The organism is Streptomyces sp. NPDC046465 (assembly GCF_040646035.1).
Lineage (GTDB): Bacteria > Actinomycetota > Actinomycetes > Streptomycetales > Streptomycetaceae > Streptomyces.
In genome coordinates this window covers 26,280-42,995 of the sequence record NZ_JBEYZK010000038.1, presented here as the reverse complement: position 1 = coordinate 42,995, position 16,716 = coordinate 26,280, and the positions used below count along the sequence as shown (strand labels likewise).

The window sequence follows — 16,716 nt, the reverse complement described above, 5'->3', positions numbered from 1 at the left end:
GCGGTGGCATCGACCACACCCTCGCCCGCCACGTCGAGGGCGCCTCGCACATGGCCGAGGGCTACACCCGGGCCAACCCGGGCGCCCGCGCCGCCCGCCGCGGCAACCCCCTCCTGGAGGTCGAGACCGGCGCCGCCGTCCACGAACTCCTCGTCGCGCTGCGCCGCGCCCGCGCCGACATCGCCCCCGACGGCGACCCCGTCCTCCAGGCCCTGGCCCGCGACGCCTTCCAGCCCCTGTCCGTCGCCGAGCATGCCGCCCGGCACGGCATGACCCCCGCCGAACTGCGCACCGCCGTGCGGCGCGGCGCCGGCTGTAGCCCAAAGGACTACCTTCTCGGCATCCGCCTGGGCCGCGCCAAGGAACTCCTCGCCGCCACCGAACTGCCCGTCGCCTCCGTCGCCCGCCGCGTCGGATACGACGACCCCGCGTACTTTTCCCGCCTTTTCACCCGCCGGGTCGGAATGGCCCCCGTACGCTTCCGCGACCAGCAGGGAAGGGCCGTACCAGGCGGCTGGTCGCACCGGATACCCGACCCGGACCACCCACCTGTTTTGCGCTCTTCCGCTGGTGGCGGCCCCGGACCGGCAACGTAGGCTCGTGACCCATGACCACCAGCCACACCCATGACGAGAACAGCGCGCCGGGAGCCGGCGCACCGGACGAGGCCGCGCGCGCCGAGCTGTCCCGGCTGCGCGACAGCATCGACAACATCGACGCCGCCGTCGTCCACATGCTCGCCGAACGCTTCAAGTGCACCCAGCAGGTCGGCCACCTCAAGGCCCAGCACCACCTGCCACCCGCCGACCCCACCCGCGAGTCCCGCCAGATCGCCCGCCTGCGCGAACTCGCCGAAAACGCCAAGCTCGACCCGGCCTTCGCCGAGAAGCTGCTCAACTTCATCATCGCGGAGGTCATCCGCCACCACGAGCAGATCGCCGAGAAGCCGCTGACCAGTGGTGGAGCCGATCCGACCTGAGCCTGTCGCTCTCGGACGCCATGCTCCGATAGTTTCGGGGAACACCGAGGACGGTCCGCAGGTGGAGCAAAGGATCAGAACGTGACGACCTACGAGTTCAGGAAGACCGCGGGGCACGCTCTGGACGCCCCCTTGGACGCCGAGGGCGCGAAGGCGGCCAAGCAGCTCAAGGACCGCCTCGAAAAGCTCGGCCTCACACACGATCACTTCGTGGTGGAGGTCGAGGGCACCACAGTGAGCGTCTCCGGGGACGCCGCCGTGCAGGAGCAGAAGGAGAAGATCCTCCTGGCCCTGGGCAACACCTACGGCGTGACCTCGGTCGAAGACCTCGTCGAGTCAGGCCAGGAGGACATTCCGCCGCGCTTCGTCACGATGGGGGAGGGCGAGACCCTGAGCGACCTCGCCCTGCGCGTCTACGGAGACCGGTCCGCGGTCGGCAAGCTCCAGCGAGCCAACGCACCGCTCGCGCCCGCCCCCGACCAGACCTCCCCAGGCTGGGTGCTGCGCGCCCCCAAGTAGCCGGGCGGCGACGGCACGGCTCTGAGATCTGAGCCCTACACCGATCCCCGTGCCATCGGGCAGCATGGGCCCATGCCCGTACTGACGCGCGACGAAGCGCAGACCCGAGCCCAGTTCATCGACGTCCACCGGTACACGGTCGAGCTGGATCTGAGCCGGGCGGCGGATCCCGCCCGCGACACCTTCGACTCCCGGACGGTCATCCGGTTCGGCGCCCGCACCGACGGCGCCACCTTCGTCGAGCTCAAGCCCGCCGAACTGCGCTCCATCACCCTCGACGGGCGGCCCCTTGACCCCGCGGGCCTCGTCGACAACCGGTTCGCGCTCGACGGGCTCACCGCGGGCGAGCACGAACTGCGCGTGGACGCCGCGATGCACTACTCCCGCACCGGCGAGGGCATGCACCGCTTCACCGACCCCACCGACGGCGAGACCTACACCTACACGCAGCTCTTCATGGAGGACGTGCAGCGCGTCTTCGCCGCCTTCGACCAGCCCGACCTGAAGGCCGTCTTCGAGCTGTCCGCCACCGCCCCCGAGGGCTGGACCGTCCTCGCCAACGGCGTCACCGAGCACATCGGCGACGGCACCTGGCGGGCCGCCCCCACCCCGCTCATCTCCACCTACCTCGTCGCCGTCGCCGCAGGACCCTGGCACTCGGTGCGCACCGAGCACCGCGGGCTGCCCTTCGCCATCCACTGCCGGCAGTCGCTCGCCCCCTTCATGGACGCCGACGCCGAGGAAATCCTCGGCATCACACGCGCCTGCTACGACCGCTACCACGAGAAGTTCGACGAGCCCTACCCCTTCGACTCCTACGACCAGGCGTTCGTCCCCGAGTTCAACGCCGGCGCCATGGAGAACCCCGGACTCGTCACCTTCCGCGACGAATTCATCTACCGCTCCGCCGTCACCGACACCGAGCGGCAGACCCGCGCCATGGTCATCGCCCACGAGATGGCCCACATGTGGTTCGGCGACCTCGTCACCCTCACCTGGTGGGACGACATCTGGCTGAACGAGTCCTTCGCCGAGTACATGGGCTTCCAGACCACCGCCGAAGCCACTCGCTTCGCTGACCCCTGGACCGACTTCGGCGTCGCCCGCAAGTCCTGGGGATACGACGCCGACCAGCGCCCCTCCACCCACCCCGTCGCCCCCGACCCCGACGCCGTGCCCGACACCGCGTCCGCGATGCTCAACTTCGACGGCATCTCGTACGCCAAGGGGGCAAGCGCCCTGCGCCAGCTCGTCGCCTGGCTCGGCGAGAAGGACTTCCTCGCGGGCATCAACACCCACTTCGCCCGCCACAAGTTCGCCAACGCCACCCTCGCCGACTTCATCGACTCCCTCGCCCACGCCACCGACCGCGACGTGCACGGCTGGGCCGAGGCGTGGCTGCGCACCACCGGCGTCGACACCCTCACCTCGAAGGTCACGCACAGCGGCCGCGCCTGGACGCTCGCGGTCGACCGGGACGGCGGGCCGGGCCGGAACGGCGATCCGGGCCGGGACGGTGATCCGGGCCGGGACGGCGATCCGGCCCGGGAGGCCGGGCGACCCCATCGCATCGCCGTCGGCGTCTACGACCGCGACCTCTCCGGCAGCCGTGACCTCGTCCTGCGCGAGCGCTTCGAGACGGACATCCCCGCGGGCGGCGACATCACCCGCGACGGCGGCCGCCCCGCCCTGGTCGTCCTCAACGACCAGGACCTCACCTTCGCCAAGGTCCGCCTCGACGAGGCGTCCCAGGAAGCCGCCCTGCACGGCCTGTCCGGCGTCCCCGACGCCCTCACCCGCGCCGTCCTGTGGAACAGCCTGCGCGACATGGTCCGCGACGGCGAACTCGCGGGCGCCGCCTACCTGGCGGCCGCCCGCGCGCACCTCCCCGAGGAGAGCGACCTCGCGATCGTCCAGGGCGTCCTCGCCTTCGCCACCACCCACATCGCCGACCGCTTCGCCACCCCCGAGGAGCGGCCCGCCGCCCTCGCCCTCCTCGGCGAACTCTGCCGCGACCTGATCCGCCGCACCGAGGACGGCTCGAACCCCGGCCTCCGCCTCACCGCCGTCCGCGGCGCCATCGACGTCGCCACCCAGGCGGCGCCGCTCCACGCCTGGCTCACCGAAGGCACCGTGCCCGGCGGCCCCGAGCTCGACCCGGAGCTGCGCTGGCGCGCCCTCGGCCGGCTCGCCGCGCTCGACGCGACCGACGAGAGCGCCATCGAGGCCGAACTCGCCCGCGACCCGAGCGCCACAGGACGCGAGGGCGCGGCGCGCTGCCGGGCCGCGCTGCCCGACGCCACCGCCAAGCGGGCCGCGTGGGAGGCCATGTTCGCCGCCACGGACGACCTGTCGAACTACCTCTTCACCGCCACCGCCCAGGGCTTCTGGCAGCCCGGACAGGCCGACCTCGTACGGGAGTACGTACCGCGCTACTTCGAGGACGCGGTCGCCCTCGCCGCCCGCCGCGGACCCGCCATGGCCGAAGCGGCGGGACGGTACGCCTTCCCGCTGCCGTTCGTGGACACGGAGACGCTCCGGCTCGGCGAGCGGTGCCTGCGCGACGCCGACCTCACCCCGGCCCTGCGCCGCAAGCTCGTCGACCAACTCGACGACCTCGCACGGGCGCTGCGTGTACGGCAAGGAGTGGAGAAGGGCTGACGGAGGTGTGAGGGGGCGCGGGGCCCGGTACCCGCGCCCCTTGGCCCCGGCGGCGACCCGGGGCCCCGCGGACCCGCCCTAGGGTGACCCGGAGCCGGTCCGGCCCCGCCGGGCCGCCCCCCCCGGCACCAGGACCGGAGCAGACCGGCCGGGCCGCGCCAGCAAGGAGCCCCTCGTGATCGTCGTGACCGGTGCCACCGGAAACGTGGGCAGCGCCCTCGTCCGCCACCTCCTCGCCGAAGACGCGCCCGTACGCGCCCTCACCCGCGACCCCGAACGCGCGGCGCTCCCCGACCGCGCCGACGTGGCCCGCCTCGACCTGACCGGCGACCAAACCGAACCGGCCGACCGGACCGAACCAGCCGACCTGAGCGCCCTGTTCGACGGCGCGAACGCCCTCTTCCTGCACGCCCGAGCCGTGGGCACGCACACCGCCGCCCTCCTCGAAGCGGCCCGCGCGCACGGCGTCCGGCACGTCACCGTCCTCTCCTCGGGCATCGTCCAGGACGGCGCCGACACCACCCACCCCATCTACGTCCAGCACGCCCGCCTCGAAGACCACGTACGCGAGAGCGGACTCGCCTGGACCTTCCTGCGGCCCAACGCCTTCGCCACCAACGCCTTCCAGTGGGCGCCCCAGATCCGCTCCGGCGACACCGTCAGCGGCCCCTACCCGGGCGCCGTGAGCGCCCCCGTCCACGAGGCGGACATCGCCGCAGTCGCCGCCCGCACCCTCCTCGACGACGGCCACCAGGGCGCCGTCCACCGCCTCACCGGACCCGAACCGGTCACCAACGAGGAGCAGGTGCACACCATCGGCGCCGCACTCGGCCGCACCCTGCGCTTCATCGACGTACCCCCGCAGGACGTACGGCCCGAGCTCTTCCCGCACGTACCGCCCCACATGCTCCCCGCCATCCTCCGCACCTGGGGCGAGGCGGTCGGCGCCGAACCGGAGATCACCACCACCGTCAAGGCCGTCACAGGCCAGCCCGCCCGCACATTCGAGCAGTGGGCGACGGACCACAAGGACGCGTTCAGCTCCTGACGGGTACCGGTACCGGGGCGGGCCCGCACGTCCTGGCGGCCCCGCCCCGCGCGTACGACACAGGCCCTAGCACCCCAACCCGCCCCAACACGTTTTCTCCGCACGGCAGTACCACTTTCGGGTTCCCTCGCCCCCGTATCCGGGCGCACCGGGCCACCCGCCGTACAGGCTGGTCCCCCCGTACGCGCGCACCCGAAGGACCGCCCATGAGCACCCCGCCACCCCTCGCCGGAGGCGCCCAAGGACCCGACGCCCTGCGGCCGTTGCTCGCCGCCGCACTCGAAGGGCTGTACACCGGGGCCGCCGCCCGCCGCGGCCCCTTCCCCGCAGGCGGGCCCGAAGCCGTCGCCGACCGCGTCCGCGCCGCCGCCGACCCCATCCTCCCGCACCACGGCACCGGGCCCGAAGACGCCCTGCGCACCCTCGTCCACACCCTCGCCGAAGGCGCCGCCGACCCCGCCGACCCCCTGTGCGCCGCCCACCTGCACTGCCCACCGCTCGCCGTCGCCGCCGCCGCCGACCTGGCCGCCTCCGCCCTCAACCCCTCCATGGACTCCTGGGACCAGGCCCCCGCGGCAACCGCACTCGAAGCACTCGTCACCCGCGCCCTCGCCGCCGAGATCCACGACGGCGGCGACGCCCTCGTCACCACCGGCGGCACCGAGGCCAACCAACTCGCCCTGCTCCTCGCCCGCGAAACCCCTGCCAACCCCGGCCCCGTCCGCCTCCTGGTCGGCGAGAACGCCCACCACTCCCTCGCCCGCGCCGCCTGGCTCCTCGGCCTCCCCGACCCCGTCACCGTGCCCGCCCCCGCAGGCACCCTCGACCCCGCGGCCCTCGACGAAGCCCTCACCGAACTCGGCGGCCCACCCGGCACTTTCCTCGTCGCAGCCACCGCCGGCACCACCGACGCCGGACTCATCGACCCCCTCGACGAGATCGCCGACCTCTGCGCCGCCCACGGCGCCCGACTCCACGTCGACGCCGCGTACGGCGGCGGACTCCTCTTCAGCGACACCCGCAAGAAGCAGCTGCACGGCCTCCACCGCGCCGACACCGTCGCCCTCGACCTGCACAAACTCGGCTGGCAACCCGCCGCCGCAGGCCTCATCGCCGTCCGAGACCCCCGCGACCTGCACGCCCTCACCCACCGCGCCGACTACCTCAACGCCGACGACGACACCGACGCGGGACTCCCCGACCTCCTCGGCCGCTCCCTGCGCACCACCCGGCGCCCCGACGTACTCAAGATCGCCGTCACCCTCAAGGCCCTCGGCCGCACCGGACTCGGCGCCCTCGTCGACCAAGTCTGCGACCAGGCACGCGACTTCGCCGACCTCATCGACGCACACCCCGGCTTCGAGCTCTACGACACCCCCGCCATCAGCACCGTCCTGTTCCGCCCCACGAACGCCACCGACGACCACATCGCCCACATCCGCAGGCGACTGCTCACCGAAGGCACCGCCGTCCTCGGCCGCGCCGACCTCGACGGCCGCCGATGGCTCAAGGCCACCCTCCTCAACCCCCACACCCGGCCCGGCGACCTCGCCGCGCTCCTCAAACTCGTCGAGGAGCCCGACCCGGCACCCACCACCGCACCCATCACCGCGGCCGCCCCCGACCACCCGGAAGGAAGCACCCCCCGATGACCGGCACACCCGACCACCCCGGCCCCCGGCCGCTCACCACCCCCGAAGACCCCCGCGACCTGGTCGGCATCGGCATCGGCCCGTTCAACCTCTCCCTCGCCGCCCTCGCCGAACCCCTCGGCGAACTCGACACCGCCTTCTACGAACAGCGCCCCGACTTCCACTGGCACCCCGGACTCCTCATCGACGGCGCCACCCTCCAAGTCCCCTTCCTCGCCGACCTCGTCACCCTCGCCGACCCCGCAAGCCCCTGGTCCTTCCTCAACTGGCTCAAGACCCGCGAACGGCTCTTCCCCTTCTACTTCGCCGAGCGCTTCCACATCCAGCGCGCCGAATACGACGCCTACTGCCGCTGGGTCAGCGAGAACCTCCCCGGACTCCACTTCGGACACCAGATCGACGCCGTCCGCTGGAACCCCGAACGCGACCTCTTCGAAGTCGACTTCACCCAACTCGACACCGACGGCGAAGCCGAAGCCCTCGGACGCACCTACACCAAGAACATCGCCCTCGGCATCGGCACCACCCCCCACATCCCCGACCCCCTCAAACCCCTCGCCGACGCCCCCACCGTGCCCGTCATCCACTCCGCCGACTACCTCCACCACCGCGACCTGCTGCTCACCGCCGAACACATCACCGTCATCGGCTCAGGACAGTCCGGCGCCGAGATCTTCCTCGACCTGCTGCGCTCCCGCCCCGCCGGCCGCGAAAAGATCCACTGGCTCGCCCGCACCGAGGCCTTCGCCCCCATGGAGTACTCCAAACTCGGCCTGGAGCACTTCACCCCCGACTACACCCGCTACTTCCACGCCCTGCCCGAAGCCGTACGCGACGGCCTCGTCCCGCACCAATGGCAGCTCCACAAAGGCATCGACGCCGACACCATCGCCGCCATCCACGACGAGCTCTACCGACGCACCCTGCACGGCGGCTGGCCCGACGCCGTCCTCACCCCCGGCGTCTCCGTACGCACCGCGGGCCGCGTCGCCAGCACCCGCGTCGAACTCCACCTCGAACACCTGCAACAAGGCACCCGCTCCCGCCTCACCACCGACGCCGTCGTCCTCGCCACCGGCTACCGCGAACGCCCCGTCGACCAACTCCTCGCCGGACTCGACCCCTACATCCGCAAGGACTCCTCCGCCCGCCCCCGCATCGACGCGCAGTACCGCCTCCTCCTCGACCCCTCCGTCACCGGCTCGGTCTACGTACAGAACGGCGAACGCCACACCCACGGCGTCGGCGCCCCCGACCTCGGCCTCGCCGCCTGGCGCAGCGCCACCATCCTCAACTCCCTCTCGAACCGCACCCCTTACCCGCTGCCCGACCGCACCGCGTTCACCAGCTTCGGACTCCAGACCCCCGAACGGCACACCGGCACCGGCACCACCGGCCGCATCGGCGAACAGCGCGGCAACCTCGTACCCCTCAAAAGCTGACGCCCCCGGCACAAGCCCTATCTCACCGCCCCCAGCTCCCCGACCGGGGCCACCACCCGGCGCGTCCGCGGACACGACCACACCGCGGCACCCCGCACCACCCCGGCCTCCAGCGGATGCGCGTCGGGGTGCGTGGGGCACTCGGGCCACACGGCGGGCCTCTCCTGCGCACACAGCGCCTCGACCGCCCAGTCCTGGGCCTGATCCGCGAAATCCGCCGTCAGCTCCGCGCCCTCCGCGCCATACCGCGCGACGAGACCCGCACCCGAACCGTCCGCCTCGTACAGCATGACCAACTCCCCGATCTGCGCATCGTGCTCCTCCCGGACGACGGGGCGCACCGCACACGTGGCCGACAGATCACGGAGCACCGGTGCGAGAGCAGCGGCAAGGTCAGTGTTCATGGGGGAATTGTCCCCGCCCAAGCGCCGTGACGCCCCCGAATATTCCCTCGCGAAAAGCGCCCCACGGCGAAATACCGGCCCCGCCCGATCGGTTCGGACGACCATGACCACCAACACCACAGCCTCCTGGACCGCCGCCTTCCGCTCCGCCGTCGTCAGCCCCCACGAGAGCATCGACCTCTTCGAACTCCGCGGCTTCGCCGGACAGACCGTCCGCCAGATCATCCGCCTCGACGGCGGCGGCACCGCCCTGCGCATCCGCCTCAGCAACCGCTACGGCAAGGAACCCCTCCACATCGGCGGCGCCCGCCTCGCCAGACGCACCGAAGGAAGCGGCATCGACGCGGGAAGCGACACGCCCGTACGCTTCGGCGGCGCCGAGGACTTCACCGTCCCCGTCGGCGAAGACATCGTCACCGACCCCATCGAGCGCGCCGTGACCACCGGTGACGAGCTCGCCCTCAGCCTCTGGCTGCCCGACGACACCGGCCTGTCCACCTACTCCGCCGTCCCCCTGCGCACCGGCTACGCCGTACCCGGCAACGCCCTCACCGCACCCACCCTCGACGGCACCGACGGCCTCGAAGAACTCACCACCCGCCACTTCATCAGCGGCGCCGACGTCCTCGCCCCCACCGGCACCGCCATCGCCGTCGCCTTCGGAGACTCCTGGTTCGAGGGCACCGGCTCCACGCCCGACACCGACCACCGCTTCCCCGACCTGCTCAACGACCGGCTCAGGGCGGCCGGAAGCAGCGGCTGGGTGGTGAACCAGGGCCTGTCCGCCAACCGACTGCTCACCGACGAGATCGGCGAACACGCCCTGGCCCGCCTGGAACGCGACGCCCTTGACGTACCCGGCGTCACCCACGTCCTGATCCACTTCGGCCTCAACGACCTCGGCATCCCCGGCCAGGAGGCCTACCCCGAACCCGCGCCCATCCCCACCGCGGCCGACCTCATCGCAGGCTTCACCGCCATCGCCGACCGCCTCCACGCGGCGGGCCTCACCGCCATCGCCACCACCGTCGGCCCCTACAAGGACACGATCTTCGAGGGCTACTCCACCCCCGAGGGTCTGGCCGTCGCCCGCGAGGTCAACGACTGGATCCGCGGCGCGGACAGCCCCTTCGACGCCTACGCCGACCTCGCCGCCGCCGTCGCCGACCCCGCCGACCCCGACCGGATCCACGACGACTACGACAGCGGCGACGGCCTCCACGTCAACGACGCAGGCGCCCAGGCCCTCGCCGACGCCGTGGACCTGGCCACCCTGAAACTCTGAGAACTCTGAAAGCTCTGAGAGCTCTCAGAGATCCGGAACCTAGAACACCGGCGTGCCGTCCCGGGTCAGCTTCCAGTCCACCGACGCGAACTGACCCGGGTCGACCGTCCCCTTCGCCTTCACCCAACCGATGATCGTGTTACGAATTTCCTCCGAATTCGCCCACAACTGCTTGGCGCCCGCGATATGCGGGAAGTTCCCGCCACCACTCGCCCGGTAGTTGTTCACCGCAAAAACGAACTCCGCCTTCGGATCGATCGCCTTGCCATCGAAAGCCAGCTTCACGATCCGCGACCCCACCGGCTTCGCGATGTCCACCTCGTACGTCACACCCCGCACCGCGTCATAGTTGTAGTCCGGAATGTTCTCGGCATTCGTGAGCTTCGCGGGATCGACCGGACCACCCGCCGCCGTCCGCACGTAATACCGCGCCGAGAACTCCAAGTACTCCTTCAACTGCGCACCCGTGAGCAGCCGCGCCTCAAGAGTGTTCTCGAACGGGTAGAGCCCCGCCGCATCCTTGATCGTCACCTCGCCCGCCGGAATCCCCGCCGTACGCGAGAAGCACGAACCCTGCGAGAGCACCGGCAGCGCCGCGTACGCGCCGCCCTTCAGCGCCGCCGCCACCGTCTCCGTCTGCACCAGATTGATCAGATCGATGATGGCGACATCCTTGTACGGGCCCTCGGCCGTGCTCATCGCCGCCGTCGACGTACCGATCACCTGATTCACGTACGCGACGACCTTCTTGTGCTCGTCCGCCAGCAGCCGCGTGACCTTCCTGTCCTCTACCGCCGTATTGGAGTTCAGGACCTTCGCACCGGCCTTCTCGACCGTCCAGCGGCCCTTCGCCCACACCAGATCGAAGTCGAACAGCGTAAGCCGCTGGCCCCACTTCAACGGCTCGGAAAGGACGACCTGCTTGCCCGTCTTCTTGTTCTGAACGAAATACTCGGGAATCTCCGTGTGCGCGTGCCCGACCAGGATCGCGTCGATCCCCGGCACCTGCTCCGCCACCAGACCCGCCGCGTTCTCCACGTACGGCAGCTGATCCCCGTACGACGACGTCCCGCTGGACCCCGAGTGCGCCGACACGATCACGACGTCCGCACCCATCGAACGCAGCTTCGGCACCCACTTCGCGGCCTGCTCCTCAAGGCCCGGAAACGTCATCTTCCCCTGCACGTTCACCTTGTCCCAGATCGCGATGCCCGGGTTCGTCAGACCCAGGACCGCCACCTTCACATCACGGCCGTGCGGAGTGCGCAGGCGCTTCATGAAGTACGGCGGGAACGCGGGCTTCTGCGTCTTCGCGTCCAGCGCGTTCGCCCCGAGCAGCGGGAAGTCACACTGCTCCTCGAACTTGCGCAGAACCGGAATGCCGTAATTGAACTCGTGATTGCCGAGCGCCGCCGCGTCATAACCGATCGCGTTCATCGCCTGCGCCATCGGATGCACCGGGCCGTGCTCAGCGGTGATCGGATCAACCTTGGCGTAGTAATACGAGAGCTGCGTGCCCTGAATCGTGTCGCCCGCGTCGATGAGGAGGGTATTGCGGCGGCCCTTCGCCTTCCGCACCTCGTTCACCAGCGTCGAGATCTTCGCCAGGCCCACATCGTTGTGGTCCTTGTCGTCGAACTCCTTGTCCGTGAAGTAATCCCAGTTGAAGACATTGCCGTGCAGATCCGTCGTGCCGAGCACGGTGAAGGAGTACCGCTTCGCGCGCCGACCGCCCCGCCCGGACTCACCCGCCTCCGCAACCGGCGCCACGGCCGCACCCGCCAGCGCCACCCCCACACCCGACGCGGCAGACGTACCCAGGAACTTCCGGCGGTTCAGCGGCATTTCGTACTCCTCAGTCGACCGATGTAACGCGCGTAGATTCTGACCCCGGGCACCAGCCCCGCAACAGACCCCCCCCAGGTTTCGATCCGGTGACTGTCCGGTGCCCCGCCCCGATGCGAGAGTGACCCGCATGGACACGACCCCCACCCCCTACGGCACCCCCGACGCCCCCCGCCTCGCCGTCCGCGGCGAAGCACACCTCGAAGTCGACCCCGAGATCGCCCGCATCAGCATCACCATCAGCGCCCGCGGCACCGACCGCCGCGACGCCCTCAACGACCTCACCCGCCGCAACACAGAGGCCCTCGACCTCATCAAGACCTACGGCGACGAAGTCGAGAACCTGGAGACCGGCGCCTTCTCCATCAGCCCCGAACTCACCAAACACGGCCGCGGCGAACGCATCCGCGCCTACCACGGCCGCGTCCACACCACCGCCGAACTATCCGACTTCACCGCCCTCGGCGACCTCACCACCCGCCTCGCCGACCTCGACCTCACCCGCGTCGAAGGCCCCTGGTGGGCCCTGCGCCCCGACTCACCCACCCACCGCCACGCCCGCCAGGAAGCCGTCCGCGAAGCCGTCCAACGCGCCCGCGAATACGCCGAAGCCCTCGGCACCACCCTCGCCGCCCTCGTCGAACTCGCCGACATCGGAGCCGACAACCCCACCCCCTCCTACGGCTACGGCAGCCCCGCGGGCGCCATGCGCTCCGCCGCGTACGGCGGCGCCCCCGACCACACCGAGGACGCCGCCCCCCTCGACCTCGAACCACAACGCCAACACGTCTACGCGCAGGTCAACGCCCGGTTCACCATGAACCCGCCACGACTGGGATAGCCCCCCTCGGCTGGACCGGGCCCGCTCAGGCCAGCATGCCGCCATCCACCGGCAGCACCGCCCCGGTCACATAGGAAGCACGATCGCTCAACAACCACGCGGCAGCCTCCGCGATCTCCCGCGGCTCAGCAGCACGGCCCAACGGCGTCCGGCCATTCAGCTGCTCGATGGTGCCCGGCACCTTCTCGTCCCACTCCAACAACATCTCCGTGAGCGTCGTGCCGGGCGCCACCGCATTGACCCTGATGCCCTCAGGGCCATACGTCTCGGCCGCCGCCGCCGTAAGGCTGTTCAACGCCCGCTTCGACGCCCCGTACGCGGGCAACTGCGGATTGGCCTTCAGACCGCCGACACTGGACGTGTTCACGATGGCCCCGCGCCCCGCCGTCGCACGCATAGCGGCCACCTGCGCCGACATCGCCAGCCACGGACCCTTCACGTTCACCGCGTACACCTGATCGAAATCAGCCTCCGACAACTGATCCATCGGCCCCGGCACCTGCCCCGTCGCACCATTGTTGAACGCCACGTCCAACCGGCCGTACACCTCCACGGACCGCTCGACCGCCGCCCGCACACTCACCGGATCGGCCAGATCGCACACCACATACTCCGCGCTGCCCCCACCCGCCCGGATCTCCTCCGTCACCGCCTTCAGCTGACTCTCCGTACGCGCCGCCAGGAGCACCCGCGCACCCTCCTCGGCAAACAGCCGCGCCGCCGCCGCACCGATGCCACGACCGGCACCCGTGACGAAAGCGACCTTTTCGGCGAGCAGCCCGGAGCCGGGGGTGGACGTGGAGTTGTGCGGGGTGTGGTCAGGGGTGTTGTTCGTCGTGTTGTTCATGAAGCCGAGCCTGCGCCCCGCCACCTGAATCATCCAGGCACCAGCAGTACCTGGCTGAGCCCACCCCACCGCACGTACACACAGGACAGCTCGTCCACACTGATCAAGTGGAACGACGCGCACAACAAGAACTCGGTGACTTCCTGCGCAGCCGACGGGAGCGCATCACCCCCGCCGACGTGGGACTCCCCGCCGGGCCACGCCGCCGCACCCCCGGACTGCGCCGCGAAGAAGTGGCCCAACTGGCATACATCTCGACCGAGTACTACACACGCCTCGAACAGGCCCGCGCCCCACACCCCTCCCGCGAAGTCCTCGCCCAGGTCACCCGCGCCCTACGCCTGACCGACGTCGAACGCGACCACGTCCACCACCTGGCCGGCCTCCCGCCCGGACCGACCCCAGGACCGTCCCGCGAAGTACGCCAGAGCATCGACGACCTGCTGCAGAGACTGCCCGGAGCCGCAGCGGTCGTCCTGTCGGCCACCTACGAGGTCATCGCCTGGAACCCGCTCGCCACCGCCCTCATGGAGGACTTCTCCGCCCTCACCCGCCCCGCCCGCAACCTCATCCGCCGCGCCTTCCTCGCCCCCTACCAACACGGCCGACGCCTCTACGGCGTCACCGACACGGACGAGTTCGCCCGGACCGCCGCCCAGCACCTGCGCACCGCCGCCGCCCGCTACCCCGACGACCCGGAAGTGACCGGCCTCGTCGAGGAACTCCTGACCGGCAGCGATGAGTTCGCCCGCCTCTGGGCCGCCCACGACGTCGCCGACCGGCCCGCCCTCTGCAAGACCTTCGAACACCCCCTCGTCGGCCCGGTCACCCTGCGCTGCGACGTCCTGGACATCACCGACCGGGACCAGCGCGTCGTCATCTACACCGCCGCGCCCGGCTCGCCGTCGGAAGAGGCGATGCGCCTGCTGTCGGTCATCGGCACGCAGAGCATGAACGTGCCCGGTTGACCCGGTGACCCGGTGACCCGGTGACCCGGTGACCCGGTGACCGGGTTGACCCGGTGTTCGGGTGGAGTCACTCGTACGTGTCGTCGTCGGCGTTCGGTGGCGCCGCATGTGCTGCTGTCATGTGTGACTTGAGTCACGCACGCCTCCGGCATTGGCGTAGACCTCGCACCATGTGCAACGGCGAACCCTATGGTCACACTCCGTTACCCGTCAGTATGTGGTGACGTTGTGCAGTGTTCAATGATCACTGCGTAATATTCGCTCCTCCACGCATGCGTGTTCGTCCACTTCGAGCGGTTGAGTAACCCTCACCAGTGGGCGACGGAACGCAAGTTGACGATCGCCCTTCGCATCAAGCCCTCCATGAAGAGGACTCATGACCGAAGATGTCCACGCGGAGGACGGCAGCAGCCCGGTAGCCGAGTCCGTGCTGCCACTGCCGCTGGAATTCGAAACGCTCTACCTGGCCAACCAGGAAGCGTTTCACTCCTACGCGTTGCTGCGACTCGGCACCAACGGCGCTGCCGAAGACGCGGTGCACCGCGCGTTCCTGGAAATCCTGCGGCACTGGAACGCACTGATCGAAGAGAACGACCTCCAACAGCAGATGTGGGCGATCCTCCGACGGGTCGTCATGTCGCAGACCTTGAAGGCCTTCCGCAAGCGCCTCGCGCTGCTACCCAGCGACATCGGCCTCTTCCGGGCCATGAGCAACCTGCCGCCACGCCAATTCGACGTCATCGTCCTGCGATACGTCCTGCAGTACGACACCAAGAGAATCAGCGGCTACATGGGCGTCACACCCAGCACCGTCGACCACCACTGCCGCAAGGCGAAGGAGCGGCTGGAGCCCGCCGTGGCCTCACACATCAAGACCGAGGGGGACCGGGAATGACAAAAATGGAGACACTACTGGCACAAGTCGGCACAGAACTACGCACCCGACGACGCCCGTTCGACGTAGCAGCCGGACTCCGCCGCCTCGCCGAAGACGCCGGCTACGTACGCCACACCAAAGAAATGCCACCCGTCGCACAAGCCCGCCGCCAACTCACCGCAGTCGTACGCGGAACACTCGACCAGAGCGGCGCAGCCGTCCACATCGAACGACTCGCCCAGGAAATCGGCGAAGACGGCCTCGACGGCAACCGCACACCACTCAAAGACCTCGACGTGGGCGGCGCACACGTATTCGCCTGCATGCTCCACCTCGCCGACCACCCCGAAAGCGCCCAGTTCTGGTGGCAACTCGCCGCCGGCGCCGGAAACCGCACCGCCGCCCACTGCCTCTACCTCCACCACCTCGGACGCGGCGAAAACCCCGAAGCCACCCACTGGCTCGGCCAACTCCAGCACTGCCACGACGACCCCGACGACACCCCCACGACCCACCCGCCCCACGGCGCCCGCGAACCCGGCATCACCGCCGAAGTGGCACGCCTCGCCGCACGCGACGACACCGAAGCCGTCCTCGTCTGCCGCCCCGAACGGGAAATCGCCGACCGCCTCCAGCACTGCGCCCAACAGCACTGACCCCACAGCACGGATCCCACAGCACTGCCCCCCCCACAGCAAAGAGCCTGACCGGCGGTCATCCGGTTTCCTAGGCCACCGACCGCCGACAGGCTCCTCTACAGGCACGCCCCCAGGAGGGCCACCCATGCCGAAGCGTAAGCCGAAGCTCATCCGCACGACCAGCGTCCCACCGGCCACGAACCGCCGCCGGGACGCAGCCGCCCACCTCCTGCGCGGCACCTGCTACGGCCTCGGCACCGGCCTCGTCAGCCTCGCCGCCCGATGGATCCAGCAGCATGGCTGACCGCCGCCACCACAGGGGCAGCTTCGCCCGCTGGCTGCTCCGCCAATACCGGCTCGCAGGACACGACACCGACGACGCCGAAGCCCACATCCGCATCGTCGTCACCGCCGCCGTCGCCCTCGACGCGGGACTCACCCCCGAACAGGCCACCCACCTGGCACACACCCTCGACGTCACACCCCAGCAGGTCACCGCGGCCTACTCCGCCGAGATGCGACAACGCACCCTCGACCAGCTCCTCGACCACCCCGGCCTCGCCGAACTCGACACCCACCTCGACGACATCGCCCGCTCGTGAACCACCGGTTTCGCGCCGACAGGAGGACGGGAGCCGCTCATTGGAGCGGCCCCCCGCACAATTCAACACTTGTCAATAACCTTTCACGCAAAGGTTGTTGAGTAGTCA

At 70.3% G+C, this 16,716-nt stretch carries 17 protein-coding genes; 14 read left to right on the top strand and 3 right to left on the bottom strand.

Features of this window, described 5'->3' with window-relative positions; all coding sequences use genetic code 11:
• The 7 genes from ABZ953_RS36900 to ABZ953_RS36870 all read left to right on the top strand — a co-directional run.
• A partial coding sequence (locus tag ABZ953_RS36900) for a helix-turn-helix domain-containing protein (protein WP_361733456.1) occupies positions 1-596 on the top strand: 596 nt, incomplete at its 5' end.
• 11 nt (positions 597-607) lie between these two features.
• The gene (locus ABZ953_RS36895; protein WP_361733454.1) at positions 608-979 is read left to right on the top strand and encodes a chorismate mutase; all 372 of its coding nucleotides are present in this window, start codon (positions 608-610) and stop codon (positions 977-979) included.
• An 81-nt stretch (positions 980-1,060) separates the two neighbouring features.
• The gene (locus ABZ953_RS36890; RefSeq protein ID WP_361733452.1) at positions 1,061-1,498 is read left to right on the top strand and encodes a BON domain-containing protein; all 438 of its coding nucleotides are present in this window, start codon (positions 1,061-1,063) and stop codon (positions 1,496-1,498) included.
• A gap of 72 nt (positions 1,499-1,570) precedes the next feature.
• Entirely contained in the window at positions 1,571-4,159 is a 2,589-nt protein-coding gene (gene pepN / locus ABZ953_RS36885) for an aminopeptidase N (RefSeq protein ID WP_361733450.1), read from the top strand.
• A 175-nt stretch (positions 4,160-4,334) separates the two neighbouring features.
• On the top strand, positions 4,335-5,207 hold the full coding sequence (locus ABZ953_RS36880) for an NAD(P)H-binding protein (protein ID WP_361733448.1): 873 nt from the start codon (positions 4,335-4,337) through the stop codon (positions 5,205-5,207).
• Positions 5,208-5,413: 206 nt separating this feature from the next.
• Positions 5,414-6,859, top strand: coding sequence for an aminotransferase class V-fold PLP-dependent enzyme (locus tag ABZ953_RS36875; protein ID WP_361733446.1), 1,446 nt, complete (start codon positions 5,414-5,416; stop codon positions 6,857-6,859).
• Entirely contained in the window at positions 6,856-8,301 is a 1,446-nt protein-coding gene (locus tag ABZ953_RS36870) for a SidA/IucD/PvdA family monooxygenase (protein WP_361733444.1), read from the top strand. Before ABZ953_RS36875 ends, ABZ953_RS36870 begins: the two co-directional genes overlap by 4 nt.
• 17 nt (positions 8,302-8,318) lie before the next feature.
• Here the strand turns inward: ABZ953_RS36870 and ABZ953_RS36865 are convergent, their stop codons facing one another.
• The gene (locus ABZ953_RS36865) at positions 8,319-8,705 is read right to left on the bottom strand and encodes a hypothetical protein (RefSeq protein WP_361733442.1); all 387 of its coding nucleotides are present in this window, start codon (positions 8,703-8,705) and stop codon (positions 8,319-8,321) included.
• 103 nt (positions 8,706-8,808) lie between these two features.
• Between ABZ953_RS36865 and ABZ953_RS36860 the strand changes: the two genes are divergently transcribed.
• Entirely contained in the window at positions 8,809-9,990 is a 1,182-nt protein-coding gene (locus tag ABZ953_RS36860; RefSeq protein WP_361733440.1) for a GDSL-type esterase/lipase family protein, read from the top strand.
• A 39-nt stretch (positions 9,991-10,029) separates the two neighbouring features.
• Here ABZ953_RS36860 and ABZ953_RS36855 read toward each other — a convergent pair whose 3' ends face one another.
• Positions 10,030-11,835 carry a 5'-nucleotidase C-terminal domain-containing protein gene (locus tag ABZ953_RS36855; RefSeq protein WP_361733459.1) on the bottom strand — a complete coding sequence of 602 codons (1,806 nt, stop codon included), beginning with the start codon at positions 11,833-11,835 and terminating at the stop codon, positions 10,030-10,032.
• A gap of 130 nt (positions 11,836-11,965) precedes the next feature.
• Here ABZ953_RS36855 and ABZ953_RS36850 point away from each other — a divergent pair, with 130 nt between their 5' ends.
• On the top strand, positions 11,966-12,676 hold the full coding sequence (locus ABZ953_RS36850) for an SIMPL domain-containing protein (protein WP_361733438.1): 711 nt from the start codon (positions 11,966-11,968) through the stop codon (positions 12,674-12,676).
• Positions 12,677-12,701: 25 nt separating this feature from the next.
• On the opposite strand, the gene ABZ953_RS36845 is transcribed toward ABZ953_RS36850, so the two are convergent.
• Positions 12,702-13,523 carry a glucose 1-dehydrogenase gene (locus tag ABZ953_RS36845; RefSeq protein ID WP_361733436.1) on the bottom strand — a complete coding sequence of 274 codons (822 nt, stop codon included), beginning with the start codon at positions 13,521-13,523 and terminating at the stop codon, positions 12,702-12,704.
• A gap of 107 nt (positions 13,524-13,630) precedes the next feature.
• On the opposite strand from ABZ953_RS36845, the gene ABZ953_RS36840 reads away from it, so the two are divergent.
• The 5 genes from ABZ953_RS36840 to ABZ953_RS36820 all read left to right on the top strand — a co-directional run bounded on the left by ABZ953_RS36840 (position 13,631) and on the right by ABZ953_RS36820 (position 16,608).
• Positions 13,631-14,491, top strand: a complete 861-nt coding sequence (locus ABZ953_RS36840) for a helix-turn-helix transcriptional regulator (protein ID WP_361733434.1) — start codon at positions 13,631-13,633, stop codon at positions 14,489-14,491.
• Positions 14,492-14,867: 376 nt separating this feature from the next.
• Positions 14,868-15,386, top strand: coding sequence for a sigma-70 family RNA polymerase sigma factor (locus ABZ953_RS36835; RefSeq protein ID WP_361733432.1), 519 nt, complete (start codon positions 14,868-14,870; stop codon positions 15,384-15,386).
• Positions 15,387-15,391: 5 nt separating this feature from the next.
• Positions 15,392-16,024: a hypothetical protein gene (locus ABZ953_RS36830; protein ID WP_361733430.1), complete on the top strand. Its 633-nt coding sequence runs from the start codon at positions 15,392-15,394 to the stop codon at positions 16,022-16,024.
• Positions 16,025-16,151: 127 nt separating this feature from the next.
• Complete coding sequence (locus tag ABZ953_RS36825; RefSeq protein ID WP_361733428.1) at positions 16,152-16,310, top strand: hypothetical protein; 159 nt, start codon at positions 16,152-16,154, stop codon at positions 16,308-16,310.
• On the top strand, positions 16,303-16,608 hold the full coding sequence (locus ABZ953_RS36820; RefSeq protein ID WP_361733426.1) for a hypothetical protein: 306 nt from the start codon (positions 16,303-16,305) through the stop codon (positions 16,606-16,608). Before ABZ953_RS36825 ends, ABZ953_RS36820 begins: the two co-directional genes overlap by 8 nt.
• Positions 16,609-16,716: the final 108 nt, after the last annotated feature.

Excerpts from the sequence above, each read along its gene's own strand:
- ABZ953_RS36870 (WP_361733444.1), top strand. The coding sequence starts at position 6,856 with ATGACCGGCACACCCGACCACCCCGGCCCCCGGCCGCTCACCACCCCC.
- ABZ953_RS36875 (WP_361733446.1), top strand. The coding sequence starts at position 5,414 with ATGAGCACCCCGCCACCCCTCGCCGGAGGCGCCCAAGGACCCGACGCC.
- ABZ953_RS36845 (WP_361733436.1), bottom strand. The coding sequence starts at position 13,523 with ATGAACAACACGACGAACAACACCCCTGACCACACCCCGCACAACTCC.
- ABZ953_RS36850 (WP_361733438.1), top strand. The coding sequence starts at position 11,966 with ATGGACACGACCCCCACCCCCTACGGCACCCCCGACGCCCCCCGCCTC.
- pepN (WP_361733450.1), top strand. The coding sequence starts at position 1,571 with ATGCCCGTACTGACGCGCGACGAAGCGCAGACCCGAGCCCAGTTCATC.
- ABZ953_RS36855 (WP_361733459.1), bottom strand. The coding sequence starts at position 11,835 with ATGCCGCTGAACCGCCGGAAGTTCCTGGGTACGTCTGCCGCGTCGGGT.
- ABZ953_RS36825 (WP_361733428.1), top strand. The coding sequence starts at position 16,152 with ATGCCGAAGCGTAAGCCGAAGCTCATCCGCACGACCAGCGTCCCACCG.
- ABZ953_RS36865 (WP_361733442.1), bottom strand. The coding sequence starts at position 8,705 with ATGAACACTGACCTTGCCGCTGCTCTCGCACCGGTGCTCCGTGATCTG.
- ABZ953_RS36860 (WP_361733440.1), top strand. The coding sequence starts at position 8,809 with ATGACCACCAACACCACAGCCTCCTGGACCGCCGCCTTCCGCTCCGCC.
- ABZ953_RS36895 (WP_361733454.1), top strand. The coding sequence starts at position 608 with ATGACCACCAGCCACACCCATGACGAGAACAGCGCGCCGGGAGCCGGC.
- ABZ953_RS36830 (WP_361733430.1), top strand. The coding sequence starts at position 15,392 with ATGGAGACACTACTGGCACAAGTCGGCACAGAACTACGCACCCGACGA.
- ABZ953_RS36820 (WP_361733426.1), top strand. The coding sequence starts at position 16,303 with ATGGCTGACCGCCGCCACCACAGGGGCAGCTTCGCCCGCTGGCTGCTC.
- ABZ953_RS36835 (WP_361733432.1), top strand. The coding sequence starts at position 14,868 with ATGACCGAAGATGTCCACGCGGAGGACGGCAGCAGCCCGGTAGCCGAG.